Raw genomic sequence first — 23,430 nt, 5'->3', positions numbered from 1 at the left:
CCATGAGCGCTCCGAACGGCATCAACCGCACGATTCTGCCGATTCCTGATCAGTTTCACGTCGGTTTGACCACCTACGACGCGAAAGATCCAGACACGAGATTTCCCCCGATCCAGCAACTGCGCCCTCCATCAGGTGCGCCCAACATCCTCGTCATCATGCTGGACGACGTTGGGTTCGGTGCCCCCAGCACCTTCGGTGGGCCTTGCCAGACCCCCAACATCGGGAAACTGGCGGCGAACGGCCTGAGCTACACGCGCTTCCACACCTGCGCCCTGTGCTCTCCCACGCGGTCGGCCATGCTCACCGGGCGCAATCACCATTCCGTGGGCGCGGGCGGCATCACAGAAATTGCTACCTCCGCTCCCGGCTACAACTCAGTCCGGCCCAAGAGCTGCGCCACGATCGCCACAACCCTCAAACTCAATGGCTATTCGACCGCGCAGTTTGGCAAGTGCCATGAAGTCCCCCCCTGGGAAACCAGCCCGATGGGACCTTTCGACCACTGGCCGACAGGTGGCAACGGCTTCGAGTACTTCTATGGCTTTGTAGGCGGGGAAACCAACATGTACTACCCCACCATTTATGAAGGGACCACCCCGATCGAAGCGGACAAAACCCCGGAGCAGGGCTATCACTTCACCGACGACATGACCGACAAAGCGATCAAGTGGGTCGGCCAGCAAAAGGCCCTGATGCCCGACAAGCCTTTCTTCATCTACTATGCCCCCGGAGCTTGCCATGCCCCACTGCAGGTGGGGCCGGAATGGTCGGACAAATACAAAGGCAAGTTCGACCAAGGCTGGGACGTACTGCGCGAGGAGATTTTCACCCGCCAGAAGCAACTAGGCGTGATTCCGTCCGATTGCCAGCTGACCGATCGACCATCGCAGTTGCCCTCTTGGGAAGAGATGCCAACGGAGTTGAAGCCGATTCTGGCACGGCAGATGGAAATTTATGCCGGCTTTTTGGAGCATACCGACCATCACGTTGGGCGGTTGGTGGACAGGCTCGAAAACATGGGTGTTCTCGATGATACATTAATCTATGTGCTCTACAGCGATAACGGGGCCTCCGCTGAAGGCTCCATTAACGGGGCCTTCAATGAAATCGCTCCGCTCTCGGGTTTTCCTGGCCTGGAGACGGTCGAGTCCTTAACTGAGCGGCTGCATCTCTTCGGTGGCCCTGAGTCCTACATCCACTATTCCTCGGGCTGGGCCCACGCCACGGACACTCCATACCAGTGGACGAAGCAGATCGCCTCCCATTGGGGGGGCACCCGCGTCGCGACGGTCGTCCACTGGCCCAATGGGATTCAGGCTAAAGGCGAGATACGCAACCAGTTTCATCATGTGATCGACATGACGCCCACGTTCCTGGAAGTGGCCGGACTGCCAGCACCGGCCTTTGTCAATGGAACGCAGCAGCGCCCGATCGAAGGGGTCAGCATGGCCTATTCCTTCAACGCTGCCAATGCCGCAGAACGTCGGGAAACACAGTACTTCGAACTATCTGGCAACCGTGGCATCTACCACAAGGGCTGGACGGCGATCACCCGCCATCGCATCCCTTGGGAGACGGGATTCGTGGCTCTCCCGGCTTTTGATGATGATGTCTGGGAGTTGTACGACACCAACAGCGACTGGTCGCAGGCGAACGACCTCGCCACGGAACATCCGGACAAGTTGCGTGAACTGCAACGGCTGTTCCTGATCGAAGCGACGAAGTACAACGTGCTGCCGCTGGATGATCGCTTGGCCGAGCGGGCCAACTCCGAACTTGCCGGCCGTCCTCAGCTGATCACGGGTAACCGGCAGGTTCTCTTCGGAGGTATGGAGCGACTCTCCGAGAACTCAGTGATCAACACCAAGAACAAGTCTCATGCCATCACCGCTGAGGTGGTTGTGCCCGAATCGGGGGCCGAAGGGGTGATCGTGGCCCAGGGTGGCGTCGAGGGCGGCTGGAGTCTCTACGCCAGAGACAGCAGACTCAAGTACTGCTACAACTTCTTCAGCTTCGAGCGCTCCACCATCGAAGGGTCGATCCCGATTTCACCCGGAATTCATCAGGTGCGCATTGAGTTTGCCTACGATGGTGGCGGGTTGGCCAAGGGTGGCACCGTCACGCTGTATGTCGATGACCAGAAGGCGGGTGAAGGCCGAGTGGATCGGACCATGCCGCTCGTCTTCACCCTTACTGAGACCCTCGATATTGGGCTTGACCGAGGCTCACCCGTGATCAACGACTATCCCACCCCACGCGGCACAGCCAACAAGTTCAGCGGCAAGGTGAACTGGGTCCAGATCGACATCGACAAGGATGCCAAGGATGTGGATCGACTGATCTCATCTGATGAGCTCCTCAAAGTGGCACTGGCCAGGCAGTAAGACCAGGTTGACTCTGGCGAAGTGGGAAGCTCAGGTTGGTGTCATCTCACCGTGACTCCCACCTGATGTGAGTGAATAGGAACTACTGATGGGGGTCTCATTACTCCCTTGCTGGCGACGGCCCTAGCGGTGGCGGCGCTACCGACAGCACCGGCAGGCAACGTTCCGCAGGATTCTGCCCAGGCGGCCGATTACAGAGTCGAGCCCGCGCAGCTTGATCCCCGAGGGCCTTCACTTAACCTGCATCGGCCTGCTCAAGGACGGGGTGTTCGACCCCCAGATCAGTTCCGACGACCGCAACGCGGCCAGCTTTGGCCTCAGCCGCCAGCAATTGGCCCAGCGCTACCTGTTGCAGATTCGGGGCGCGTTCGAGCGCTACCGCAACACTCACTGCCGCCAAGACTGGATCCGAGGCACGACCCTGGTTCTGCTGGCCCTGGGCTTTACATCCTCTGGCTGCGGGGCCAGATGGCCCTCAACCAACGGATCCAGCGCTGGATCGCTGATCCCTCTCGGAAGCCGTCGCCCTGCGGGGTTGGTTGTGGGCGGCAACCAGTTGCTCACCGCCGACCAGCTTTGAGGACTGCTTGATCCTCTGCCCCGGATCGACCATGGAGCCATGCTGCTGCTGCTGCGCGCCAGCAACGCCTGGTTCAAGGCGGTGGAGCTGGGGAACCTGCGCCTGCGCTGGTTCTATTCCGAGTGGGCGCGGCCGACGGCCCGGCTGGTGGCGATCGGTATCCTGCTCCTGGGCTCCAGCGCCGTGGCCGCGAACCTGATCGAAGGGTTGATGCTCGCCTACACCAGCGCCTTCCGAGAGGGTGATCGATAAAGCACCAACGTCACCATCGTCATCGTTCACGACTGCGCCCTGGTCCTTACCCGCGTGCAAGATCCGCAATGAGGTGGTGAGCCTCTCCAAAGCCACCGTCCTCGCGGCGTCGATCACCAATGACAGCCTGGCCCGTCGGGAGATCAACGAACCCGTGGTGATCGCCACTACGGTCTTCATCGGCTACGACCTCCCCTGGCGCCAAGTGCATCAGTTGCTGCTCGAGGCCGCCGCCACCACCACCTGCATCAGCCAGGAGCTCCCCTTTGTGCTCCAGACCTCTCTCAACGGCTTCCTCATCAGCTACGAGCTCAATGCCTAAGTGAGCGACGTGGACAGCACCCCCGCACGCTCTCCGATCTGCTCAGGGCCATCCAGGACCAGTTCTCCAGGGCTGGGGTGGAGATCCTCTCCCTCGGCTACCACGCCATGCCCAACGGCAGCACCTTGCCCCCTTGGCCAGCGCAGCCTTTCGGCGAGCAGCCCTTCGGCTGAGCGGTTCAGCCCAGCAGAGGCCTCAGCCGGGGTAGGAGCGCCTCCAGGGCCCGGCCGCGGTGGCCCAGGCGCCGTTTGAGCTCCGGGTCCATCTGGGCGAAGCTCAGGCCCGTCTCGGGCACCAGGAACACCGGGTCGTAGCCGAAACCAGCCTCTCCGCCCGGGGCTTCCAGGATTTCCCCCTGGCAGTGTCCCTCCACCTCCAGAACCGTCTGGCCGCTGGGATCGGCCACGGCCAGGGCAGCCGTGAACGTCGCTCGCCGGTTGCCCTCGCCGGCCAGCTCCCGCAGCAGCCGCGCGATCCGTTCCTGGTCGTTGCTGGCGTAGCGGGCGGAGTGGATGCCGGGGGCTCCGCCGAGGGCCTCCACGCTCAGCCCGGAATCATCGGCCAGGGCCCATTGCCCCGTGATCCGTGCCACCGCCTCCGCTTTGAGGCGGGCGTTGGCGGCGAAGCTGTCGCCGGTCTCCTCTACCTCCAAGCCCTCGGGCTGGCTGCGCAGCTCGAGGTTCAGCCCAGGGCCCGCCGAGGCCAGCAAGGCCGTGAATTCCCTGAGCTTGCCGGCATTGCCGCTGGCGATCACCAGCAGCTTCGGGGCCGCAGTTGGGCTGGGGGTGTTCATGCTGTTTCGGCGAACTGGCGGGCCCACGCCAGGATCTGGCCCACCCGCTCCTCGCTCGCTGCCTCGCTGTAGAGGCGCAGAAGCGGTTCGGTGCCTGAGAAGCGCAGCATCAGCCAGTGGCTGGGCCCGAGGCGCAGCTTCACCCCATCGGTGCTCACCACTTCCTGCACCGGCCAGCCGGCCACGCTGGTGGGGGGATCCTGGGCAAGCTGGCGCTCCAGCCGCTCCCGGCTGGCCATGTCCCTGAGGCGCAGGTCGAGCCGGTCGTAGGCGCTGGCTCCGCCGTGGTCAGCCTGCAGCCGGTCGAGACGCTCCCCCAGGGGCAGGCCACCCTCGACCAGTGCTTCCAGCACCAGCAGGGCGGCGAACAGGGCATCCCGCTCAGGCAGGTGCAGGCCGAAGCCCACTCCGCCGGATTCCTCGCCGCCCACCAGCACCCCGCCGGCGAGCATCTCGCTGGCGATGTACTTGAAGCCCACCGGCTTCTCGATCACCGGCCGTCCGAGCCCCTCGGCCACCAGCTGCATCAGGTCGGAGCCGCTCACGGTCTTGATCACGGCGCCCGGCAGCGACCGGGCCCGGGCCAGGTGATCGATCAGCAGGGGCATCAGCAGCTGGGTGCTGCAGTAGCGGCCCCGTTCATCGATGGCGGCGATGCGATCGCCGTCGCCGTCGAAAACGATCCCCACCGCCGGCCGGCCGGCCTCGCCGCTGGCGCGCACTGCCGCGATCAGCTCCTGCAGGTAGGGCGCCAGCGGCTCGGGGGGGTGGCCGCCGAACAGCGGATCACGCCAGGAGCGGATCTCCTCAATGCATTCATCACCAATGCATTCCTCACCGTGACCGTCAGCGGCTTCTTCACCGGTCCCAGAGCCGCCCCCCAGCAGGGCCGGTAGCCCTCCGGCCGCGGAGCCGTGCATGGGATCCACGATCACCCGAAGACCCATCTCCTCCAGTCCCCGGCGCAGGGCGCCGGTGTCGACCAGCTGGCGCAGGCCCGCCAGGTAGCCGCCCCAGCCATCGAAGCGTGGGGTGTCTCCGGGGATCGGCACGGTGATGCCCCCCGCCTCCAGGCGCTTCTCCACATCGGCGGTGAAGGCCTCCTCCACCGATCCGCCGAAATGGCCCTTGATCTTGAGGCCGATCCACTCGGGAGGGTTGTGGCTGGCGGTGATCACCAGAGCTCCGAGGGCGCCCCGCTCCACCACGGCCCAGCTGCAGGCGGGTGTGGGCACGGCTGAATCGGTGAGCACCGGCTCGAGATCGGCGCCGCGCACGGCGCTGGCGATGGCTTCGGCCAGCTCCGGTGCCAGGAAGCGCCGGTCATAGCCGATCACCACCTCGCGGCTCGTGAGTGCCGCAGGGGCGGCGCGCTCCAGTTCGCGGGCCGCGGCCGCGGCCACCACCAGCAGGCGCTCCAGGGTCACATCGACGCCGAGGATGCCGCGCCAGCCGTCGGTGCCGAAACGGATGGGACTGGGCTCCAGGGGCAGGGGGGCAGAAGCCATGGGGGCATCGGTGTTCAGTAGCTCGTAGCAGTCGGCCGGCCGGCCTGGGCGCCAGCAGGTGCCGGCCTGGCGGCAGGCCACCCCCCGCCGTAGCCTCCTTCCATGTCGGCTGAACCGTCCAACCAGCTGGTGACCGACCGGTTGCTGCGCAGCTGGCTGCGCTGTCGGCGCCGTGCCTGGCTCGATCGCCACGGTGATCCCGACCAGCGGATCTGGAGCGCCCACCGGGCCCTTCAGCTCGACCACCAGCAGCGCTGTTTCGTGAGCTTGCTCGAGCAGCAGCCCCTGGCAGGGGAGGCCGCCTGTGCCGACGGGGCCCCTGCGGTGGTCGGAGTTCGACTCAGGGGAAGGGGCCCCGCCGGCCTGGCGCTGGAGGCCCATCCACCGCTGTTGCGGCGCAGCACCGGGGAAAGCCGCTGGGGGGCCTACGCCTACGAGCCCGTCATGGCTCGTCAAGGCCGCCGCCTCACCCGTGAGCACCGGCTTGTGATGGGGCTATGGGGGCAGCTGCTCTCGGGGTGGCAGCAGGGGCCTGTCAGCCATGGCCTGGTGGTGGCGACAGGCTCCGGGCGGCTCGAGCGGGAGCGGCTGGTGCTCGGGGATGGACTGCTGCGCCAGCTGGATGAGGCCTTGCCCAAAGTGGCGGCCGACCTGGAGCGCCCCACGCCGCCAGCGCTGGTGAGCGACCGCAAGAAGTGCGTGCTCTGCTCCTGGCGAGGCCTCTGCGATCAGGAGGCGGCCGTGCAGGGCCACCTCAGCGAGGTCAGCGGCATCGGCGCCAAGCGGCGTGAGCTGTTGCTCGAGCTCGGCCTGTCCCAGCTCAGTGCCCTGGCCGCCGCCGATCCCGAGGTCCTCGCGGATGCGCTGGAGGTGCACGGCGAGCAGCACCGCGAGGTGGCGGCGCGGCTGGTGGCCCAGGCCCGCGTGCAGCAGCGGGGGGAGCCCCTGCGCCTGCCGGTGGAGCCTGGCCAGCCAGCCACAGCCCTGCCCGAGCTGGCCACCGCCAGCGGGATGCTCGTGTACGACATCGAATCCGATCCCGATGCCCGCGACGACTTTCTGCATGGCTTCCTGCGCATCGAGAGGGATGCCGCTGGCCGCTGGCCCGCAGGGCTCGCTACCCGCATCGGCTGCTACCGCCCGCTGCTGGCCCTGCAGGAACACGGCGAGGCCAGGCTCTGGCAGCGGCTGCGCCGGCTGCTGGTGGCCACGCCCTCCGATTGGCCCCTGCTCCACTACGGCGAAACCGAGTCGATCGCCCTGGTGCGCCTGGCCCAGCGCCAGGGGGCAAGCGAGCGGGAGCTGGTGGCCCTGCGCCGGCGCCTGGTGGACCTGCATCAGCGCTTGCGCCAGCACTGGTTACTGCCGGTGAACAGCTATGGCCTCAAGGCGGTGGCCGGCTGGCTTGGCTTTGCCTGGAGCCAGAAGGGAGTGGATGGGGCCCGTTGCCTGCTCTGGTGGCGCCAGTGGCGCGGCGATGGCACCCCGGCGGACCGGGGCAGTCTCCATGGCCTGCGCCGGATCTTCCGCTACAACCACGACGACTGTCTGGCCACCTGGGCGGTGGCCCGCTGGCTGCTGGATCAGGACGCAGCGCTGCCAGCCCCCACCGGTGGCGCCACCACTCCTATGGGTTCGGAGATCTCCAGGGTGATCCCCTCGCCGGCCAGCAGCAGCGGTTCCGCCAGCGCCTGACGCCGCACCAGGGCCAGCCCCAGCCAGAGGCTGGTGCCATCGGGCCCGGCGTTCAGCTGCAGCCTGGAGGTGATCCGCCCGGCCCGCTCACCGCTGATGGTGCGCAGCACTGCCCCCACCACCGGCTCTGTGTCCGTGCGAGCGGTGCTGGCGGCCGGTTCCGCCCAGCACCAGCGCCGCAGCTGCTGTTTGACGCCGTCGTAGGTGGCCAGCTTGGCCAGGGTTTCCTGGCCCACATAGCAACCCTTGCTGAGGTTGACCCGATCCGCCAGCCCGAGCTCGAAGGGGTTCACCTCCTCGCTGATCTCGTTGGGGGCCAGCGGCCGCCCCTGGCTGAGGCGCCAGCGCTCGATCTCGATCGGCCCAAGGGCCGGGATGGCCTCGAGCTCGGCGCTGAGGCACTCCCCATCCCTGAGCACCAGCCGATCGCCGGGAAGTCGCCAGCCCACGCTGGTGTTCTGAATCGCTCCGGCAGCTCCCTCCAGGTGGATCAGCGTCCCGGACAGCAGCGGCCCCAGGTTCACCTGATCGGCCGGGAAGAGCACCCGGTCGAGGGCCTGATGAATGGCCACCCCCTCGCCGGCGGTGATCACCAGCCAGGCGCCGCTGGCGTCGACCAGCACATCCGCCAGGCCGCGCACCCGGGCGGTGGGGGTGAGGCAGCAGGTGGCCAGGCACTGGCCGGGCTGGGCACGCTCCAGGTCCTGGCTGCTCTGGCCATGGAGGAAGCGCAGGCTGTCAGGCCCTTCCAGGCGGATCAGGCTCACGGGCTGCTCCCAGCGGCTGGGACTGGCGGGCCGCCAGTCCCAGGGGCCTGGGGAGGTGGAGTGGTTCAGGTCCATGGCGTGGTCAGCGATGGGCTCACCCTTGCAAAGTCTGGGCGGCGGCGGCGATCTCTTCCAGCAGGAACAGGCTGCGCAGCTCCAGACCTGCCGCCGTCATGGCATCCAATCCCCCTTCCTGGCGATCGACGATCGTGACCACCCGCTCCACCACGTAGCCGGCCTGGCGCAACTGCTGCACCGCCTGCAGCGACGAGCCGCCCGTGGTCACCACGTCTTCCAGCACGGTGATTCGGCTTCCTGTGGCGGGCAGGGGGCCCTCCAGCCAGGCGCCGGTGCCGTGCCCCTTGGCCTGTTTGCGCACGATCAGGGCGTCGAGGGGAAGCCCCGCCTGGGCTGCCGCCATCGCCACGCCACTCACCAGGGGATCGGCGCCGAGGGTGAGGCCGGCCACGGCCGCAGCGTCCCCTTCCACCTGCTCCAGCAGCGCCATGGCCAGCAGGGCCAGGCCGTAGCCGCTGAGGCTCACTGGCTTGCAGTTCACGTAGTGGTCGCTGCTGCGGCCCGATGCCAGGGTGAACTGGCCGTGGCGGTAGGCCTTGACGGCGAGCAGCTCCAGCAGGACCTGGCGGCGCCCCGGGGCTGTGTCGGGGATGGGGGTCAATGGCATCGGCAGTGGCATCGGAGCGGAGAGTGAGCGGGGGCGGCGGCGCTCCGGCCAAGGCCCCTGGCAGAGCACGGCTCAACGGCCTAGTTTGCGCGATGATCAGGGTGTAATGCCCATTCCGTTCACCTGCTGGCCGCCTGAGCCATGAACTGCCGCAAAGCCATGCCCTCAGACGCCATCCCCAGCTCCGTGTGGGTTGAACCGGCCCGTACGGTGCCTGTGGTGCTTGGCGCCCTGGCTGGCGGCGCCCTGGCTCTGTTCCCCTCAACTCCCGCTGTTGCGGGCCCGGTGATCTGCACCACCACCCTTGAGGCGCCCCTGGCCGGCACCGGCAACAGCACCCAGCCGCTCAGTGCTCCGGTGGAAGTCACCCGTTGTGACGAGGTCCAGACCACCGCGGAACTTTTCCAGCAGCGTGCCTATACCTGGCGCTCCACATTCGCCCGTGGGGTCAGCCTGACCCACCAGATCACCGACATCCTCGGCATCGCGATGGGAGGCCCCGAGGGCAACCGGGTGATGGGGCTGGGCTTCCCCGAGCAGGCCATCATCTGGGATTCTTCCGCCATCACCAACACAACTGCAGCCCTGCTTGAGGAGCAAAGCGCTCCGATGCCCTGGCGCAATACCGATCTCCCTTCAATCTTCTCCGCCAGCCTGCAGGTGGCCCCGATCTCGGTTCCGGTGGAAGTCGCTCAGCCGGGAGCCAACTATTTCCCGACGGAACTGCCCATCGAAAGCTCCCCCATGCGTCAACCGGTGCGTGGGCTCTGGTGAAGGAACACACAAGCCAGGGGGTCTAGCAATCTGGTGAATGCAGCGGGCTCATAATCCGCCTTAGGCGAGTTCGATCCTCGCGACCCCCATCAATCATTCAGCCTTTCACCAGCTCACACCATGCAACTTCGGCAGGGGCGCCGTCTGGCTGGTGACGGCGAACAGCCGGGGAATGTTGTGGCTGTTGTAGACGCGGAACTCGCGCACAAGCGAGGCTCCCTTCTCGCGCACGGCCTGGTTGAGCACCAGTGAGCCATCGGGATCGGAGACCGAGCGGTGGAAGGTGCCAGGGGGGATACGCAGGATGTCGCCACCGGTATCGAGGCGGACGATGTGGAAGGGGTAGTTCCAGCCCAGGTTGACCAGAAAGAAGGTGCGGCCGCCGTGCATCGCCAGCAGGTTGTCCTCCTGGTGGGGATGGAGGTAGAACTGCCAGGCGCCGGTCTCGGGGTCGTCGGGGGGGCTCACGGCCGGACCGGTATGCACCACCAGATCCCTGGCGTTGGAGGTGGGCACCGTGATGTCGAAGAAGCGCACTGCCGGGGTGTCCCGGAACTTCTCGTAGGGAATCAGTTCGAACATCGGAGCCGGCCTGGGCCCTTTCTGTTCACTGTTACGGATTAAAGATGCGGCCATGGCGGCAACCGTCGGCACTGACGGCCAGGCGGTGTGAAGTCTCTCCATTCCAACAGAGCCGCTGTCCCCGTGGACGTGCAGGACGCTACGGAACCGGCTCGCATCGGACAGATGCCGATCCGGTCATGACGGCCAGCCACCGGCCAGCCTTCCTCGGGCGTACCCCTGGAATTCCTGGTCATCGTCGTTTGAATGGACGTTCACTGGGATCCATGGCCTTGCCCGTTCGCCCCATCGTCTTCACCGTTGCGCTCCTGGCCGCTGGGCTTGGTCTGGGCGTCGCAGCGGGCCCGGCTCTGTCGCAGACCCGGCCCGCGGGCCGGCCCACCGTCTCGGTGCCCGATTTCAAGAACACCGTCACCCAGCAGACCTGGTGGTGGCAGGGACCCGTGGCCACCGATCTGGCGGCGATGCTTTCCAATGAACTCCAGGCCACCGGCGATATCCAGGTGGTGGAGCGCAACAACCTCAAGGCGGTGCTTTCCGAGCAGGAGCTCGCGGAGCTTGGAATCGTGCGCAAGAGCGCCAATTCGGCTCAGCGCGGGCAGATGACCGGGGCCCGCTACATCGTGCTCGGTACGGTCAGCTCGTATGAGTCCAACGTCGAGAGCAAAACCTCAGGTAGCAATTTCGGTCTGCTGGGCTTCGGCACCGACAAGCAGCAGGCCGAAACCAAGGATTACGTGGCGATCGACGTGCGCGTGGTGGACAGCACCACCGGTGAAGTGGTGGGCCAGCGCACGGTGGAGGGGAGGACCAGCAATACGGCTGCCAGCCGTGAAGATGGGGTGAATCTGCTGCCGGCCGCAGCTCTCGCCCTTTTCCTCGCCCCCAACATGGGCCGCACCGGTCAGGGCCTCACTGCGGCTGCCGGCACACTGCGCTTCGGCTCCAACAGTTCCGAGGCCCAGCGCACCCCAGCTGCCAAGGCCATCCGTGCTGCACTGATCGATGCCTCCAGCTATGTGAGCTGCCTGCTGGTGCCCAAGGGCAACTGCATGGCCAGCTTTGAGCTCAGGACCAGCAGCGGCGTGAGCGCACCCGTGGGGTGCTGCAGCTGGAGTGATTCCGGCCACTGGCGTTGAGCCGGTTCCTCAGCGGGGCTTGATGTTCAGCAGTTTGGCGCCGTAGTCGGCTGTGAAGTCGGCTTGGAGCTGCCAGGCGCGCAGCAGGGTCTTGGCAACCTGGCGCAGCTCTTCGATGTCGTTGCAGTTGTCGATGGCCCGTGAGTGCACGGCGGTGGAGAATTCGCGGGAGAGGGAGGTGTTCATGTCAGTTATTTTTACATAACGTTACAAGCTGTGACGGTCCTCTGTTGGTCGGCTTGCCGTACCCCGTCCCAGGGCAGGGCGTTCTGCCTTCCCATCTGGTTCAGAACGGGATCGGCATCTCCACATCCGCCGGTGGGGGCGCGCAGGCCGCCACCCGCTCGTGAACCACATGGCCGATCACCACGATCGAGGGGGAGCCATAGCCCTCGGCTTCGGCCGCATCAGCCAGCTCCACCAAAGTGCTCACCAACTGCCGCTGGCCGCTCACAGTCCCCTGCTGGATCACCGCCGCGGGGGTGTCTGGCGCCAGCTCGCCGGCGATCAGCTCATCGCAGATGCGGCGGAGGTTGTGCAGCCCCATGTAGATCACCAGCCCATCGCTGCTGCGGGCCAGGCCCCGCCAATCAACCCCGGGCCGCCCCTTGTCGATCTCCTCATGGCCTGTCACGAAGGTGACGCTGGAGCCCGCTTTGCGGTGGGTGACAGGGATGCCGGCGTAGGCCGGTGCGGCGATGCCGGCGGTGACGCCCGGGACCACCTGCACGGGCACCCCTTGGCTGGCCAGGTGAGCCGCTTCCTCGCCGCCACGGCCGAACAGGAATGGATCACCGCCTTTGAGACGCACGATCGTGCGGTGGCGGTGGGCCAGGTCGACCAGCACGGCGTTGGTGCTCGGCTGGGGGACGGAATGGTGCCCCCGGCGCTTGCCCACGAAGTGCCGCTCGCAGCCTGCCGGGGTCAGCTCCAGCAGAGCTGTCGGTACGAGGGAGTCGTAGACGAGCGCATCACAGCACTGCAGCAGCCGGTGGGCCTTGAGCGTGATCAGCTCGGGATCGCCCGGGCCGGCGCCCACCAGATACACGGTGCCCAGAGCCTCGACAGCTGGCTGCGCAGGATCTGCCGTGCCTGCGCTCATGGCAGGGCCTCGAGCTGATCGAGCAGCAGGGCCTGGAAGCGTGGACGTTGCAGCAGCGGGGCACCCAGCGCAGCGGGCAGGCTCTCGGTGAGCCGGTTCGCGGCCAGGGCCAGGGGCAGGGCAGCGCCGCGGATTGCCAGAGTCAGATCCTCGAGATCAGTCGCAGTGTATGGAGCGGCTTGACAAGTCGCTGAACAGCGGCGCGCAAGGTGCGCCAGATAGCGGTCGGCCAGGCCAGGTTCGAGCGGATGATGCAGCAACAGGGGCGGCGGTTCCTGGCCTTGGCTGGCCGCCAGGTCAGCCAGTTCGGCGGCGATCGCCGCCTGCCAGCTGGGCCAGGCCCCCAGGAAGGGAAGCCTCCGCAGGGGGCCGCGGCGGCGCCAGGCCGCCGCGATCGCCGGGATGTCGTGGCGCACGTGGGTGCCGGGCAGCAGCAGCAGGGGCACCAGGGTGAGCGGCCGCTGGGCGTTCCCCAGCACCGGGTCGGCGGGATCGGGCTGAGCCAAGCTGCCAGTCAGGGGCTGAAGCCGCACAGGAGCGCGCCGGCGGCGCTCCAGGTCGAGGGCCAGGGCCTGCAGCTCCTCGGGGATCACCCCCCCGGCGCGGCCATGAACCACCAGCAGGAGCGGGCTGCGGGGCAGGACCGCCAGCCGCCGCCGGGCCCGGGCTTCGGCCCCAGGGTCGAGGGGGCGGGCCAGCACCTGCTCGATGCCCTGGCGGCCGCTCGGCAGGCGGGCGAGCAGATCCACGGCCTGGGAGGCGAGCGCTCCATCGAGATCGCTGCAGAGCTCAATCAGCAGCAGCTGCAGCGCCGCCTGGGGCCAGACGCTCAGTCCCACGGCCAGGCCTTCCAGGGCAGCGCGCCGCAACGCAGACGGGCCGGGCTGGCGCGCCAGATGCTCGAGACAGGCGAAGTCCTGGCTGTCGCGTTGGTGCCCGAGCAGGGGCAAGAGGGACAGATTCGACCGCTCAGCCACGGCAACTCGCAGCTGGGCAGCGCAGGCGGGATCCCGGCGGCGACCGATCAGATCCAGCAGCTCCTGTCGCTGAGCCACCTCGGCGGGCTCGCTGGGTTCGGGCAGGCTGAGCCACCAGCGCAGCAGACGGGCTGATCCTGCCCCATCGAGCTTCTCCACCAGCACCGCCATCAGGTCACTGGCCGCAGGCAGCAGGCCCTGCTCCAGTGCCTCCAGCCAGGGGCCTGTGGCCACCGCTTCCGACCGCCTGAGACGCTGCAGCCAGGGCCAGCGCTCCTGGCTGCCTTCAGGCGGCAGCTGGGACGGAAGAGGAGTCACTGGGGCTGACCCTGTCCCTGTGTCATCAGGCGTCGCCCGGAACCTGAGCTGAATCGCAAAGTGTCTCCACTGATACGTTTTATGGGGCAGCACTGGCGTGGTGCCACAGCCCATTTAGCAAGGATTGAGACACAGCCGTCAGGACAAGGACGCCATGGACCACGCCACCGCAGAACTCTCGATCGATCGAGGAGCCTGTGTCCGCACCGACGCCGGGCCAAAGAGTCAGTCGTCGGCCAGTTTCTCCGATCTCAAGCAGCAGCAGCTGGTGTTCACCCTGGTGCGCCAGTTGGCCGAAGCCCAGTTCGTGCGCGCCGACCGGGAGCTGACCCGCCGCCTCTGGGAGGAAGTGGCGCTGCTGGAGATCGATCCAGATCGCGTCACCGCCCTGCTCTATGGCGGACACCCCTGCGACGACCGCCAGGGCCTGATGGCCCTTGATGCGAGCTGGAGCCAGCAGCAGCCTGCCGCCCAGCCCCGGGGTGGGTTCCGCTGGGGCTGGGGTGGCGGAGCACCCCGCCGAGGCGTCATCAGCTCGCAGCCCCGCGCGGGCGGGCGCCGTAGTGCTCCACCAGCAACGCCTCCAGCACGTCCGGGAGCTCGCTGAGGGGCACGCCCTTGTCGTGCAGAGCCGCCAGTTTGGGGTTGGCGTCCATGGCGCCACCGAGGAAGATCTTGGCGGCTTCCACCATCTGACCATCCACCCGGGTCTTGGCGCCCATCAGGCCGATCTGACCCATGTAGGGCTGGCCGCAGGCGTTGGGGCAACCGGTCCAGTGGGTCCGCACCCCATGGGGCAGCTCCAGACGCCGCTCCAGTTCGTCGACCACCGCCTGGGCCGTGCTCTTGGTGGGAATGAGAGCGAAGCTGCAATAGCGGTTGCCGGTGCAGCTCACCGCCTCGGCCTGGAGCGGCCCCGGGTTCACCTGGAAGCGTTCCAGCAGGGGTTCCACCAGCAGTGCATCAAGCCTGTCCTCGGGCACATTGGCGATCAGGGCGTTCTGGCTTTCGCTCAGCCGCAGTTCGCCCGTGCCGTAGTCCCGGGCGAGACGGGCGAGTTCCACCATGCTGGCGGCATCAAGCCGGCCCATCGGCACGTGCAGGCCAACCCAGTGCAGGCCCTCCTGCTTCTGAGCGTGGACGCCGCAGATGTCACGTGGGGCCTGGCACACAAGATGGGAGCCGTCGTGGGTGGGGGTGGCGGCGGCTTCCTCCACACCCACGAACTCCGCGAACGTATCCAGCACCTGGGAGCGGTAGTCCTCCAGCCCGAGGGCGTCGATGAGATACATCAACCGGGTCTTGTTGCGATTCTCGCGGCTGCCTTCACGCTCGTAGTGGCGAAGCACCGCCAGGCTGAAGGCAGGCAGTTGCTCGCCTCTCAGCCACAGCCCCAGGGGAACGGCCAGCTCGTTGCGCTGGGCGGAGAAGAATCCGCCCACCATCACCGTGAAGCCCAGCTCACCTCCGTGATGGGCCGGCAGGAAGGCCAGATCGTTGTGCAGCAGGAAGCTGTCGGGCGCCCCGCCCACGGCCACGTTGAACTTGCGGGGGAGGTTGCGGGGGCCGTCTGGTCCCAGCAGAGCCTCCTGAATGGAGTCCACCAGGGGGCGGGTGTCGAGGAATTCCTCAGGATCCAGGCCCGCCAGTGGATTGCCGGTGACGTTGCGGGGGTTGTCGTGGCCTGACTGGCGGCTGGTGAGCCCCACTGACTCCAGGGCGCTCATCAGGGGGGCCATGTCCTCCAGCAGCAGGCCCCGCAGCTGAATGTTCTGCCGGGTGGTGATGTCGGCACTCCCGTGCTCGCCGCAGCGATCGATGACGTCGGCCAGCACCTCCAGTTGATCGGCGCTGATCACCCCGTTGGGCAGCCGCAGGCGCACCATGAAGCGCCCCGGAGTCACGGGCCTGAAAAAGATGCCCAGCCACTTGAGATGGATGGTGAGGGTGGCCTCATCCAGGGATTCCCAGCCCGCGGCTCCCAGTTCGGCCAGGCGCGGGGCCAGATCCAGCCCGCAGGCTTCAGCCTTGGCCTTCTCCACCTTGTTCAACTTCGCGCTGCTGTAGGCCTGGGACGCTGGCCCCCCGGCGGATGCTTGAGCTGCGCTCACGGTCGCTCCCGAATGCTGAGACCTGACCCACTAGCGTCTCAGCACGAGCCCCGTCACCCTGTTGCAAGCTTTACCAAACCTGGCTCCAGAGGGGATCCGTGGGGAGTTGACAAGGCGGCCGCCGATGCCTCCCGAGGCGGTGCGTTTCCGGGAGCTGCTGGCCAAGGTGGGCAGCGGCGAGCACACCAGCACGGGGCTGACCCGCGCCGAGGCCCGCGAGGCCATGGACCTGATGCTTCTGGGCCAGGTGAGCGATGCCCAGCTGGGGGCTTTTCTGATCGCCCACCGCATTCGCCGGCCTTCACCGATCGAGCTCACCGGCATGCTCGACAGCTACCGGGCCCTGGGCCCCACCCTGGTCACCCCGGGGCTCAGGCCCCTTTGTTTTGGCGTCCCCTACGACGGCCGCAGCCGCACGGCACCGGTGCTGCCGCTGCTGGCCCTGGTGCTGGCTTCGGCGGATCAGCCCGTTGTGCTGCACGGCGGTGGCCCCATGCCGGTGAAATACGGCGTCACCCTGGCGGAGTTGTTCGCCGCCCTGGGAATCGAATGGCGGGGGCTGAGCCTGGAAGCAGTGCAACTACGGCTGGATCGCCATGGCCTGGCCCTCACCCACCAGGCTGATCACTTCCCGCGAGCCGAGCGTCTGCTGCCGGTCCGCGACGCCATCGGCAAGCGGCCGCCGGTGGCCAGCCTGGAGTTGCTCTGGACGCCTCACCAGGGGCAGCACCTGCTGGTGAGTGGCTTCGTGCATCCCCCCACGGAAAGCCGGGCCTGGGAAGCCCTCGGCCACGCCGCTGAAACCGATGTGTACACGGTCAAGGGCCTGGAGGGTTCCACCGACCTGCCCACCACCAGGGCCGGCATCTCGGCACGGCTGCGCCACGGCACCATGACCCGGATCCTGTTGCATCCCCGCGATCACGGCATCACCGCCCAGGAGGTTTCATGGCAGAACCTGGAGATCTGGCGCGATCAGGCCCTGGCGGCTCTGGTGGGGGTGGGTCCCCTGGCCGATGCCCTGCTCTGGAATCTGGCTGTGTACTGGTGGCAGGCCGACCGCTGCGACTGCCTCGAAGCCGGACTGGAGCAGGCCAGGGGGTTGCTGGCGGCCCGCAGCGGCGAGCGTTTGCGTCAGGAGCTCTCGGCATGAGCCTGCACGACCGTTGCTTCGCGTTCGAAGACGATTTCGTGGCTGATCTGCGCTGCCTGCCGATGGCGGTGCGCCGCAAGCTCGATCTGGCCGGCGTCAAACTCCGGCTCAGCCACTGGCATGCCTTCACAGTGGAGGAGAGGGCAGAGCTGCTGGCGTGGCTGGATCACCCCGAAGCCATCAGTGATCTGCGGCTTTGGTTGCAGCGGCGAACGGCCACCCTTGCCGATGGCCCCGCCCGGGGGATTGAACCGGCCGCCGGCCTCGACTGGCAGCAGGCAGTCGACATTCCCGAGCGGCTGCAGGCCGCCTGCGCTCAGCTGGGTGCGTCACTTGAGCCCAGCCAATGGCAATCACTGGATGAACTTCAGCGTTTTGCCCTGGTCAAGCTCAGCCATCCCGGCCACGAGCACCGCAATCTGCCCCGGGCCCTGCGGGAGTTCGGCATTTAGCCAGGCGCGGAGAACCGTCCTCATTCCCTGTTCTTGGTATCAATGAACACCCCGAGAGGTAGTCGTTCGTGATGATCTGAGTGCGTTGGTCAGCCTGAGCGCCAGCGTTATCCCGGTTCGGTGCGCTTGATTGCGGAGCCCGTCCGGATTGCGACTCGTCGCAGCCCGACACTTCCCCAACCGTTCCAGGCTCAATGTCAGATCTTTCACGCCGTAGATTCCTCATCACCGCAGCCGGCACTGCCGCTGGTGCGGTCTGGTTGAGTGCCTGCGGTGGTAAGAAGCCAGAAACCACCTCCGCTCCGGCTGCTTCCGGGGCCAGTGATTCAGAGGTGAAAGGGGCCACCCTGGGGTTCATTGCCCTCACAGACTGCGCCCCTTTGATCATCGCCAAGGAGAAGGGATTCTTCGCCAAGCACGGCATGCCCGATGTGAAGGTGGTGAAGCAGACCTCCTGGGCGGCCACCCGAGACAACCTGGAGTTGGGTTCAGATGGCGGTGGCATCGACGGTGCCCATATCCTTTCGCCGATGCCCCTGCTGCTGACGGCAGGAACGATCACCAAGTCCAACCAGCCGTTGCCAATGGTGACCCTGGCGCGCTTGAACCTGCAGGGTCAGGGCTTCTCGGTCTCCAAGGACTTTCTGGCCAACAAACTCACGATTGACAACAGGGCCGGCCTCGAGGCAGCCGTTGCGGCAGCTGCTGAGAAAGGCAAGAAGTTCAAGGCAGCGGTGACCTTCCCAGGCGGGAACCATGACCTCTGGATGCGTTACTGGCTGTCGGCCAACGGCATTGATCCCAACAAGACCGCCGACCTCGTGGTGGTTCCGCCGCCGCAGATGGTGGCGAACATGCAGACCGGCACCATGGACACGTTCTGCGTGGGCGAGCCCTGGAACCAGCGGCTTGTCAACAAGAAGCTGGGCTACACCGCCGCCCAGACCGGCGAGTTCTGGAAGCTCCATCCTGAGAAGGCCTTCTCGATGCGGGCCGACTGGGCGGAGAAGAACCCCAAGGCAACCCAGGCCCTGCTGCAGGGCGTTCTGGAAGCCCAGATGTGGTGCGATGATCCGGCCAATCTTGATGAGATGTGCGCGATCCTCGCCAAAGACAAGTATATCAAGGCCAACGTCAAGGACATCCGTCCCCGCTTGGCAGGTGATGTGGACTACGGCGATGGCCGGGTGGTGAAGAACAGCCCGTTCAAGATGCGCTTCTGGGAGGATAGTGCCTCTTTCCCCTACAAGAGCCACGACCAGTGGTTCGTGGTCGAGGACATCCGCTGGGGCTATCTGCCGGCCAGCACCGACATCGATGCGCTGGTGAACAAGGTGAACCGGGCCGACCTCTGGAAGGAGGCTGCCAAGGCCATCGGCCAGGAGAAGGCGATCCCGGCCAGTGATTCCCGCGGCAAGGAAACTTTCTTTGATGGCGTGGTCTTCGATCCCGAGAATCCCAAGGGATACCTCGATGGCCTGAAGATCAAAGCCCTGGCCTGACTCGAGCCGACTCCATGACTCTCACAGCCGCCGCCGGAAGGCGCCGTACACGATCACGCCGATCGGCACTGCTCAAGGGGTTTCTGCCCTATCTGGTCTGTATCGGTGTCTTCCTTCTGCTCTGGCAACTGCTCTCAGGCTTGCTCGGAGTCGCCCGATTGCCAGGGCCGATCAACGTGCTGATTGATACCTGGGACCCCTATATCAGTCAGCCATTTTTCGATGAAGGAGGCACCAGCAAAGGGCTGGGCTGGCAAATCCTGATTTCATTGCAGCGTGTCGGCATCGGCTACGTTCTTTCTGCTGTGGTAGGCATAGCGATTGGTGGCTTGCTCGGCTTGAACCGTTTCATCGGCAAGGGCTTTGACCCTGTCATTCAGGTGTTGCGGACAGTGCCGCCGCTCGCCTGGTTCCCCATCGCTCTGATGTTGTTCCAGGATGCGAATACCTCAGCTGTTTTCGTTATCTTTATCACCGCCATCTGGCCTATCATCATCAATACTGCAGTAGGCATCCGCCAGATTCCCCAGGATTATACGAATGTTTCCAGAGTATTGAGACTCAGCAAAAGTGCCTACATCCGCGAAATTGTTATACCATCCACGGTTCCCTACGTTTTTACCGGCCTGAGGATTGCAATCGGTCTTGCCTGGCTGGCCATCGTGGCCGCAGAGATGCTCAAGGCTGATGGTGGCATCGGCTATTTCATCTGGGACGCTTACAACGCTGGCGGTGACTCCAGTTCTAGTCAGATTATCCTGGCCATTGTTTATGTTGGCCTTGTGGGTCTCGCCCTCGACCGCCTCGTTGCCTTCGTTGGCTGGAAGATGAGTGGAGGCGGCCACTGACCATGCCGGCTCTCTTCACTGTTGATAACGTCACCCAGACCTTCCCTTTGCGGGATGGAAGCACCTATGTGGCGCTCAAGGATATTTTTCTGAACGTGGCACAAGGGGAGTTTCTCTCCCTGGTGGGTCACTCGGGTTGTGGCAAGTCGACGCTGCTGAATCTGCTGGCCGGCCTCACCCTGGCCAGCGAAGGCGGCATCCTGATGAACGGCCGAGAGGTCACCGAGCCTGGACCCGACCGAATGGTCGTATTCCAGAACTACTCATTGCTGCCTTGGAAAAACGTTCGTGAGAACATCGCGCTCGCCGTTGACAATGTGATGCGGGGATCCTCCAGGGAGGAGCGCGAAGCGATCATCGATTACAACATTAAGCTTGTTGGCTTGGTGGCTGCAGCTGAGAAGTTTCCCCATGAAATTTCTGGTGGAATGAAGCAGCGGGTGGCGATCGCCCGGGCCCTTGCCCTGCGCCCCAAGCTGCTGCTTCTGGATGAGCCCTTCGGTGCCCTTGATGCCCTCACTCGGGGCAATCTCCAGGAGCAGTTGATGCGCATCTGCGAGGAGGCCCAGGTCACCACGGTGATGGTCACCCACGATGTTGATGAAGCTCTGCTGCTCTCCGACCGGGTGGTGCTGATGACCAATGGGCCAGAGGCCTACATCGGTCAGATTCTCGACGTGCCCCTGCCCCGGCCCCGCACTCACCTCACCGTGGTGAAGGACCCCCGCTACTACAGCCTGCGGGGTGAAGTGGTGCAGTTTCTCACCCAGCAGAAGGAAGCCCGCAAACAGCGCCTCAACCCCTCGGCGGCCATTGCCTCCAGCGATCTCGAGAAGATCAACCTCACTCTCGGCTTCATTCCCCTCACCGACTGTGCCCCGCTGGTGGTTGCGCACGAGAAGGGATTCTTTGCCAGGTACGGCCTCGATCAGGTCAGTCTCCGGCGGGAAACCAACTGGAAAACTCTCGAGGCCGACCTGCGCCAGGGGGTGATCGATGGTGGTCAGATGGTGGCCGGCATGCCCCTGGCCATCACTCTGGGAAGCAAGGGAACGTCGCCCCTGCCGATGGTCACGGCCCTCACCCTCTCTCGCAATGGCAATGCGATCACCCTGCACCGCCGCTTCCACGATGCTGGTGTGCGCAGCCTGGCCGACTTCAAGGCCTGGATCGTCGCCCATCCCGAGCGCAAGCCGGTGCTGGCGATGGTGCACTCCGCGTCGATGCACAACCTGATCATGCGGGCCTGGCTGGCCTCGGGCGGTATCGATCCAGAGCGCGACGTCAGCCTGATCGTGATACCGCCGCCCCAGATGGTGGCCACTCTCAAGGCGGGCACCATCGATGGCTTCTGTGTCGGTGAACCATGGAATACCCGTGCCGTTCAGCAACAGCTGGGCACGGTGATCGCCACCGATGCCGATCTCTGGCCCGGCCACTGCGAAAAGGTGCTTGGAGTCCGCGAAGACTGGGCCGCCAACCATCCCCGCACCCACCAGGCCCTGATCAAGGCGTTGCTGGCTGCTTGTCAGTACTGCCAGGACCCCGCCAATCGCCCTGATGTGGCGGCACTGCTGTCGCGTCGGGAGTACGTGGGCACTGAGCTGGACACGCTCCTTCCTGGCCTGGTTGATCCTTACGATCGTGGTACCGGCACTCCTGAGCTGATTCCGGAGTTCAACCAGTTCTTCGGCGCCCAGGTCAATGCTCCTTCCAGCCGCGACGGCCTCTGGATCCTGACCCAACTGGCCCGCTGGGGGATCAGCGTCTTCCCCGAGAACTGGAGAGACGTGCTCGATCGCGTTCAGCGACCGGATCTCTTCGCCCAGGCCAGCGCCGACTTCCCTGCTGAGCCCAGCGCCAATGGCCAGCGTCTGCTGCCTGTGCCGCTGTTCGAAAACCAGCCCCTGGATCCCAACGATCCGATCGCCTACCTCAAGCAACTGCAGACCGCCGGGCCCATCCGTTACGAAACCGTCCCTTTGCCCGCCAGAGCCAGCTCCCTCGAGCCAGCTGCGTCGCTCCGCTGAGCTCCTTAACCCTTCAACCGATGCAGACTCTCCCCACCACTACCGCAGCCACCACAAAGGGATCGGAGCCGTTCCTGGTGATCGATGGGGTCTCGAAGGTGTATCCCACACCCAACGGCCCTTATACCGTCCTTGATGATGTTCACCTCGAGGTGCGTGAAGGGGAGTTCATCTGCGTCATCGGCCACTCCGGTTGCGGCAAATCCACCCTGCTCGACATGGTCTCCGGCTTTCGCGAGCCCACCACAGGACAGGTGCGGCTGGAATCGGAGCCGATCGTGGAGCCCGGCCCCGATCGCATGGTGGTGTTCCAGAACTATTGCCTGCTCCCCTGGCTGTCGGCTTACGACAACATCGCCCTGGCGGTGAACAATGTTTTTCCTGAGCTCAAGCGCAACGGCCAGGCCAGGGCCCTGGTGGAGAAGCATCTGGCGATGGTGGGCCTCACCGAAGCCGCAGCCAAGAAGCCAGGGAGCCTCTCCGGTGGCATGAAGCAGCGGGTGTCGATCGCCCGCGCCCTTGCCCTGCAACCCAAGGTCCTGGTGCTCGATGAACCGTTCGGCGCCCTTGATCCGATCACCAGGGAGGAGCTCCAGGAAGAGCTTCTCAAGATCTGGGCCGAGCACAAGGTCACCGTCTTGATGATCACCCACGACATCGATGAGGCCTTGTTCCTGGCGGATCGGGTGGTGATGATGACCAATGGACCGGCGGCGAAGATCGGCGAAATCCTTGACCTTCCCTTCCCACAGCCCCGCGATCGGGCCCGGCTGATGGAGCTTCCCGAATACTTCGACTACCGCAACCGCGCCCTCGATTTTCTCTATCGCCGTTTCGCCCACGACGACACGTGAGCACAGCCCTTCCGGCTCATCAGTCTTTCTGCCAGTTGTCGATGGCCGTTGGCCAGACCCTGCTGCTTGATGGCGGCCACACTGCCGCCACCTCGCCGATGCGGGTCCTCTCGGGCATCCTCCGGGTGTTTCTGCTTGCCTCCTCGGGCCAGGAAATCACGATCGGCTTTCTGCAGCCGGATGATGTCTGCGATGCCCTGACCCTTCGTCGCGATTGGGTTGGCCTCGAAGCCCTCACCCTGGTGCAGATCGAGCGGGTCGAGCGCAGGGAAGAGCTGGGCGATCTCACGGATCTGAGCACCTGGACCCTGGAGCTGTTGATGATCCGCCATCACCCCGACACCGAAAAGCGACTGAGGGCGTTGCTGGCGTTGCTGGTGGAGCGGATGGGTCGTCGCAATGGCATCTGGTACGAGCTGCCGATCCGGATCACCCATGAGCGCCTGGCTGAGTTGATCGGCAACACCCGCGTCACCGTCACCAAGATGTTCACGCGGTTGCGTCAGTCGGGCTTGGTGGACGACCATCCCGCCGGCAGTGGCCCTCCTGTGTTGCGCCTATCGCCTGAGCTGGTGGAGGCGATGCTGCCGATCGGCTGA

Annotated in this window: 24 protein-coding genes and 1 tRNA gene; 16 read left to right on the top strand and 9 right to left on the bottom strand. The window is 65.6% G+C overall.

Features of this window, described 5'->3' with window-relative positions; all coding sequences use genetic code 11:
- Positions 1 to 2: 2 nt before the first annotated feature.
- The 4 genes from CJZ82_RS11015 to CJZ82_RS11000 all read left to right on the top strand — a co-directional run bounded on the left by CJZ82_RS11015 (position 3) and on the right by CJZ82_RS11000 (position 3,541).
- On the top strand, positions 3 to 2,387 hold the full coding sequence (locus tag CJZ82_RS11015) for an arylsulfatase (protein ID WP_094555825.1): 2,385 nt from the start codon (positions 3 to 5) through the stop codon (positions 2,385 to 2,387).
- A 214-nt stretch (positions 2,388 to 2,601) separates the two neighbouring features.
- Complete coding sequence (locus CJZ82_RS11010; RefSeq protein ID WP_094555824.1) at positions 2,602 to 2,967, top strand: hypothetical protein; 366 nt, start codon at positions 2,602 to 2,604, stop codon at positions 2,965 to 2,967.
- A 39-nt stretch (positions 2,968 to 3,006) separates the two neighbouring features.
- A complete protein-coding gene (locus CJZ82_RS11005; protein WP_094555823.1) occupies positions 3,007 to 3,219 on the top strand; it encodes a hypothetical protein in 213 nt (70 codons plus the stop codon).
- 76 nt (positions 3,220 to 3,295) lie between these two features.
- Positions 3,296 to 3,541, top strand: a complete 246-nt coding sequence (locus CJZ82_RS11000; protein WP_143593636.1) for a hypothetical protein — start codon at positions 3,296 to 3,298, stop codon at positions 3,539 to 3,541.
- Positions 3,542 to 3,719: 178 nt separating this feature from the next.
- Here the strand turns inward: CJZ82_RS11000 and rdgB are convergent, their stop codons facing one another.
- Both rdgB and CJZ82_RS10990 read right to left on the bottom strand, forming a co-directional pair.
- The gene (gene rdgB / locus CJZ82_RS10995; RefSeq protein ID WP_094555821.1) at positions 3,720 to 4,334 is read right to left on the bottom strand and encodes an RdgB/HAM1 family non-canonical purine NTP pyrophosphatase; all 615 of its coding nucleotides are present in this window, start codon (positions 4,332 to 4,334) and stop codon (positions 3,720 to 3,722) included.
- Positions 4,331 to 5,842 (bottom strand): phosphoglucosamine mutase, encoded by a 1,512-nt coding sequence (locus tag CJZ82_RS10990; RefSeq protein ID WP_094555859.1) that lies wholly within the window; start codon positions 5,840 to 5,842, stop codon positions 4,331 to 4,333. Before CJZ82_RS10990 ends, rdgB begins: the two co-directional genes overlap by 4 nt.
- Positions 5,843 to 5,944: 102 nt before the next feature.
- Here CJZ82_RS10990 and CJZ82_RS10985 point away from each other — a divergent pair, with 102 nt between their 5' ends.
- Entirely contained in the window at positions 5,945 to 7,537 is a 1,593-nt protein-coding gene (locus CJZ82_RS10985; protein ID WP_094555820.1) for a TM0106 family RecB-like putative nuclease, read from the top strand.
- Here CJZ82_RS10985 and CJZ82_RS10980 read toward each other — a convergent pair.
- Both CJZ82_RS10980 and pyrE read right to left on the bottom strand, forming a co-directional pair.
- Entirely contained in the window at positions 7,426 to 8,379 is a 954-nt protein-coding gene (locus CJZ82_RS10980) for a folate-binding protein YgfZ (RefSeq protein WP_094555819.1), read from the bottom strand. The genes CJZ82_RS10985 and CJZ82_RS10980 overlap by 112 nt on opposite strands.
- Positions 8,380 to 8,398: 19 nt before the next feature.
- Positions 8,399 to 8,989: an orotate phosphoribosyltransferase gene (gene pyrE, locus CJZ82_RS10975; protein WP_094555858.1), complete on the bottom strand. Its 591-nt coding sequence runs from the start codon at positions 8,987 to 8,989 to the stop codon at positions 8,399 to 8,401.
- 141 nt (positions 8,990 to 9,130) lie between these two features.
- Between pyrE and CJZ82_RS10970 the strand changes: the two genes are divergently transcribed.
- Positions 9,131 to 9,763 carry an occludin/ELL family protein gene (locus CJZ82_RS10970; RefSeq protein WP_094555818.1) on the top strand — a complete coding sequence of 211 codons (633 nt, stop codon included), beginning with the start codon at positions 9,131 to 9,133 and terminating at the stop codon, positions 9,761 to 9,763.
- Between the two features lie 16 nt (positions 9,764 to 9,779).
- Positions 9,780 to 9,852 (top strand) — tRNA-Ile (locus CJZ82_RS10965).
- 16 nt (positions 9,853 to 9,868) lie between these two features.
- Here the strand turns inward: CJZ82_RS10965 and CJZ82_RS10960 are convergent.
- The gene (locus CJZ82_RS10960; protein WP_094555817.1) at positions 9,869 to 10,345 is read right to left on the bottom strand and encodes a redox protein; all 477 of its coding nucleotides are present in this window, start codon (positions 10,343 to 10,345) and stop codon (positions 9,869 to 9,871) included.
- A 272-nt stretch (positions 10,346 to 10,617) separates the two neighbouring features.
- On the opposite strand from CJZ82_RS10960, the gene CJZ82_RS10955 reads away from it, so the two are divergent.
- Complete coding sequence (locus tag CJZ82_RS10955) at positions 10,618 to 11,484, top strand: CsgG/HfaB family protein (protein ID WP_233130202.1); 867 nt, start codon at positions 10,618 to 10,620, stop codon at positions 11,482 to 11,484.
- Positions 11,485 to 11,493: 9 nt separating this feature from the next.
- On the opposite strand, the gene CJZ82_RS18675 is transcribed toward CJZ82_RS10955, so the two are convergent.
- From CJZ82_RS18675 to CJZ82_RS10945, 3 genes are all read right to left on the bottom strand, one after another.
- A complete protein-coding gene (locus tag CJZ82_RS18675; protein ID WP_198949737.1) occupies positions 11,494 to 11,670 on the bottom strand; it encodes a hypothetical protein in 177 nt (58 codons plus the stop codon).
- A 100-nt stretch (positions 11,671 to 11,770) separates the two neighbouring features.
- Entirely contained in the window at positions 11,771 to 12,586 is an 816-nt protein-coding gene (gene cobA, locus CJZ82_RS10950) for a uroporphyrinogen-III C-methyltransferase (RefSeq protein ID WP_094555816.1), read from the bottom strand.
- Entirely contained in the window at positions 12,583 to 13,881 is a 1,299-nt protein-coding gene (locus tag CJZ82_RS10945; RefSeq protein ID WP_094555815.1) for a CbiX/SirB N-terminal domain-containing protein, read from the bottom strand. The genes cobA and CJZ82_RS10945 overlap by 4 nt, the downstream gene beginning before the upstream one ends.
- Positions 13,882 to 14,005: 124 nt before the next feature.
- On the opposite strand from CJZ82_RS10945, the gene CJZ82_RS10940 reads away from it, so the two are divergent.
- Positions 14,006 to 14,488, top strand: coding sequence for a hypothetical protein (locus CJZ82_RS10940; protein WP_143593635.1), 483 nt, complete (start codon positions 14,006 to 14,008; stop codon positions 14,486 to 14,488).
- Here the strand turns inward: CJZ82_RS10940 and CJZ82_RS10935 are convergent.
- Positions 14,412 to 15,992, bottom strand: coding sequence for a ferredoxin--nitrite reductase (locus tag CJZ82_RS10935; protein ID WP_094555813.1), 1,581 nt, complete (start codon positions 15,990 to 15,992; stop codon positions 14,412 to 14,414). The genes CJZ82_RS10940 and CJZ82_RS10935 overlap by 77 nt on opposite strands.
- A 124-nt stretch (positions 15,993 to 16,116) precedes the next feature.
- Here CJZ82_RS10935 and CJZ82_RS10930 point away from each other — a divergent pair, with 124 nt between their 5' ends.
- The 7 genes from CJZ82_RS10930 to CJZ82_RS10900 all read left to right on the top strand — a co-directional run bounded on the left by CJZ82_RS10930 (position 16,117) and on the right by CJZ82_RS10900 (position 23,430).
- Entirely contained in the window at positions 16,117 to 17,145 is a 1,029-nt protein-coding gene (locus CJZ82_RS10930) for an anthranilate phosphoribosyltransferase (protein ID WP_094555812.1), read from the top strand.
- Positions 17,142 to 17,597, top strand: coding sequence for a nitrate reductase associated protein (locus tag CJZ82_RS10925; RefSeq protein WP_094555811.1), 456 nt, complete (start codon positions 17,142 to 17,144; stop codon positions 17,595 to 17,597). Before CJZ82_RS10930 ends, CJZ82_RS10925 begins: the two co-directional genes overlap by 4 nt.
- Positions 17,598 to 17,791: 194 nt before the next feature.
- Positions 17,792 to 19,099, top strand: coding sequence for a CmpA/NrtA family ABC transporter substrate-binding protein (locus CJZ82_RS10920; protein ID WP_094555810.1), 1,308 nt, complete (start codon positions 17,792 to 17,794; stop codon positions 19,097 to 19,099).
- A 14-nt stretch (positions 19,100 to 19,113) separates the two neighbouring features.
- On the top strand, positions 19,114 to 19,947 hold the full coding sequence (ntrB, locus tag CJZ82_RS10915) for a nitrate ABC transporter permease (RefSeq protein ID WP_094555809.1): 834 nt from the start codon (positions 19,114 to 19,116) through the stop codon (positions 19,945 to 19,947).
- A gap of 2 nt (positions 19,948 to 19,949) precedes the next feature.
- Complete coding sequence (locus CJZ82_RS10910) at positions 19,950 to 21,977, top strand: nitrate ABC transporter ATP-binding protein (RefSeq protein ID WP_094555808.1); 2,028 nt, start codon at positions 19,950 to 19,952, stop codon at positions 21,975 to 21,977.
- 20 nt (positions 21,978 to 21,997) lie between these two features.
- Positions 21,998 to 22,831 carry a nitrate ABC transporter ATP-binding protein gene (locus CJZ82_RS10905; RefSeq protein ID WP_094555807.1) on the top strand — a complete coding sequence of 278 codons (834 nt, stop codon included), beginning with the start codon at positions 21,998 to 22,000 and terminating at the stop codon, positions 22,829 to 22,831.
- A gap of 41 nt (positions 22,832 to 22,872) precedes the next feature.
- Positions 22,873 to 23,430, top strand: a complete 558-nt coding sequence (locus tag CJZ82_RS10900) for a Crp/Fnr family transcriptional regulator (RefSeq protein ID WP_094555806.1) — start codon at positions 22,873 to 22,875, stop codon at positions 23,428 to 23,430.

The organism is Synechococcus sp. 1G10 (genome assembly GCF_002252625.1).
GTDB lineage: Bacteria > Cyanobacteriota > Cyanobacteriia > PCC-6307 > Cyanobiaceae > Regnicoccus_A.
The sequence above is the reverse complement of the archived record's forward strand: the minus strand, read 5'-3'. Positions and strand labels throughout refer to the sequence as shown.

Excerpts from the sequence above, each read along its gene's own strand:
- CJZ82_RS11015 (WP_094555825.1), top strand. The coding sequence starts at position 3 with ATGAGCGCTCCGAACGGCATCAACCGCACGATTCTGCCGATTCCTGAT.
- CJZ82_RS11005 (WP_094555823.1), top strand. The coding sequence starts at position 3,007 with ATGCTGCTGCTGCTGCGCGCCAGCAACGCCTGGTTCAAGGCGGTGGAG.
- rdgB (WP_094555821.1), bottom strand. The coding sequence starts at position 4,334 with ATGAACACCCCCAGCCCAACTGCGGCCCCGAAGCTGCTGGTGATCGCC.
- CJZ82_RS10990 (WP_094555859.1), bottom strand. The coding sequence starts at position 5,842 with ATGGCTTCTGCCCCCCTGCCCCTGGAGCCCAGTCCCATCCGTTTCGGC.
- CJZ82_RS10985 (WP_094555820.1), top strand. The coding sequence starts at position 5,945 with ATGTCGGCTGAACCGTCCAACCAGCTGGTGACCGACCGGTTGCTGCGC.
- CJZ82_RS10980 (WP_094555819.1), bottom strand. The coding sequence starts at position 8,379 with ATGGACCTGAACCACTCCACCTCCCCAGGCCCCTGGGACTGGCGGCCC.
- pyrE (WP_094555858.1), bottom strand. The coding sequence starts at position 8,989 with ATGCCATTGACCCCCATCCCCGACACAGCCCCGGGGCGCCGCCAGGTC.
- CJZ82_RS10970 (WP_094555818.1), top strand. The coding sequence starts at position 9,131 with ATGAACTGCCGCAAAGCCATGCCCTCAGACGCCATCCCCAGCTCCGTG.
- CJZ82_RS10960 (WP_094555817.1), bottom strand. The coding sequence starts at position 10,345 with ATGTTCGAACTGATTCCCTACGAGAAGTTCCGGGACACCCCGGCAGTG.
- CJZ82_RS18675 (WP_198949737.1), bottom strand. The coding sequence starts at position 11,670 with ATGAACACCTCCCTCTCCCGCGAATTCTCCACCGCCGTGCACTCACGG.
- cobA (WP_094555816.1), bottom strand. The coding sequence starts at position 12,586 with ATGAGCGCAGGCACGGCAGATCCTGCGCAGCCAGCTGTCGAGGCTCTG.
- CJZ82_RS10930 (WP_094555812.1), top strand. The coding sequence starts at position 16,117 with ATGCCTCCCGAGGCGGTGCGTTTCCGGGAGCTGCTGGCCAAGGTGGGC.
- CJZ82_RS10925 (WP_094555811.1), top strand. The coding sequence starts at position 17,142 with ATGAGCCTGCACGACCGTTGCTTCGCGTTCGAAGACGATTTCGTGGCT.
- CJZ82_RS10920 (WP_094555810.1), top strand. The coding sequence starts at position 17,792 with ATGTCAGATCTTTCACGCCGTAGATTCCTCATCACCGCAGCCGGCACT.
- ntrB (WP_094555809.1), top strand. The coding sequence starts at position 19,114 with ATGACTCTCACAGCCGCCGCCGGAAGGCGCCGTACACGATCACGCCGA.
- CJZ82_RS10910 (WP_094555808.1), top strand. The coding sequence starts at position 19,950 with ATGCCGGCTCTCTTCACTGTTGATAACGTCACCCAGACCTTCCCTTTG.
- CJZ82_RS10905 (WP_094555807.1), top strand. The coding sequence starts at position 21,998 with ATGCAGACTCTCCCCACCACTACCGCAGCCACCACAAAGGGATCGGAG.
- CJZ82_RS10900 (WP_094555806.1), top strand. The coding sequence starts at position 22,873 with ATGGCCGTTGGCCAGACCCTGCTGCTTGATGGCGGCCACACTGCCGCC.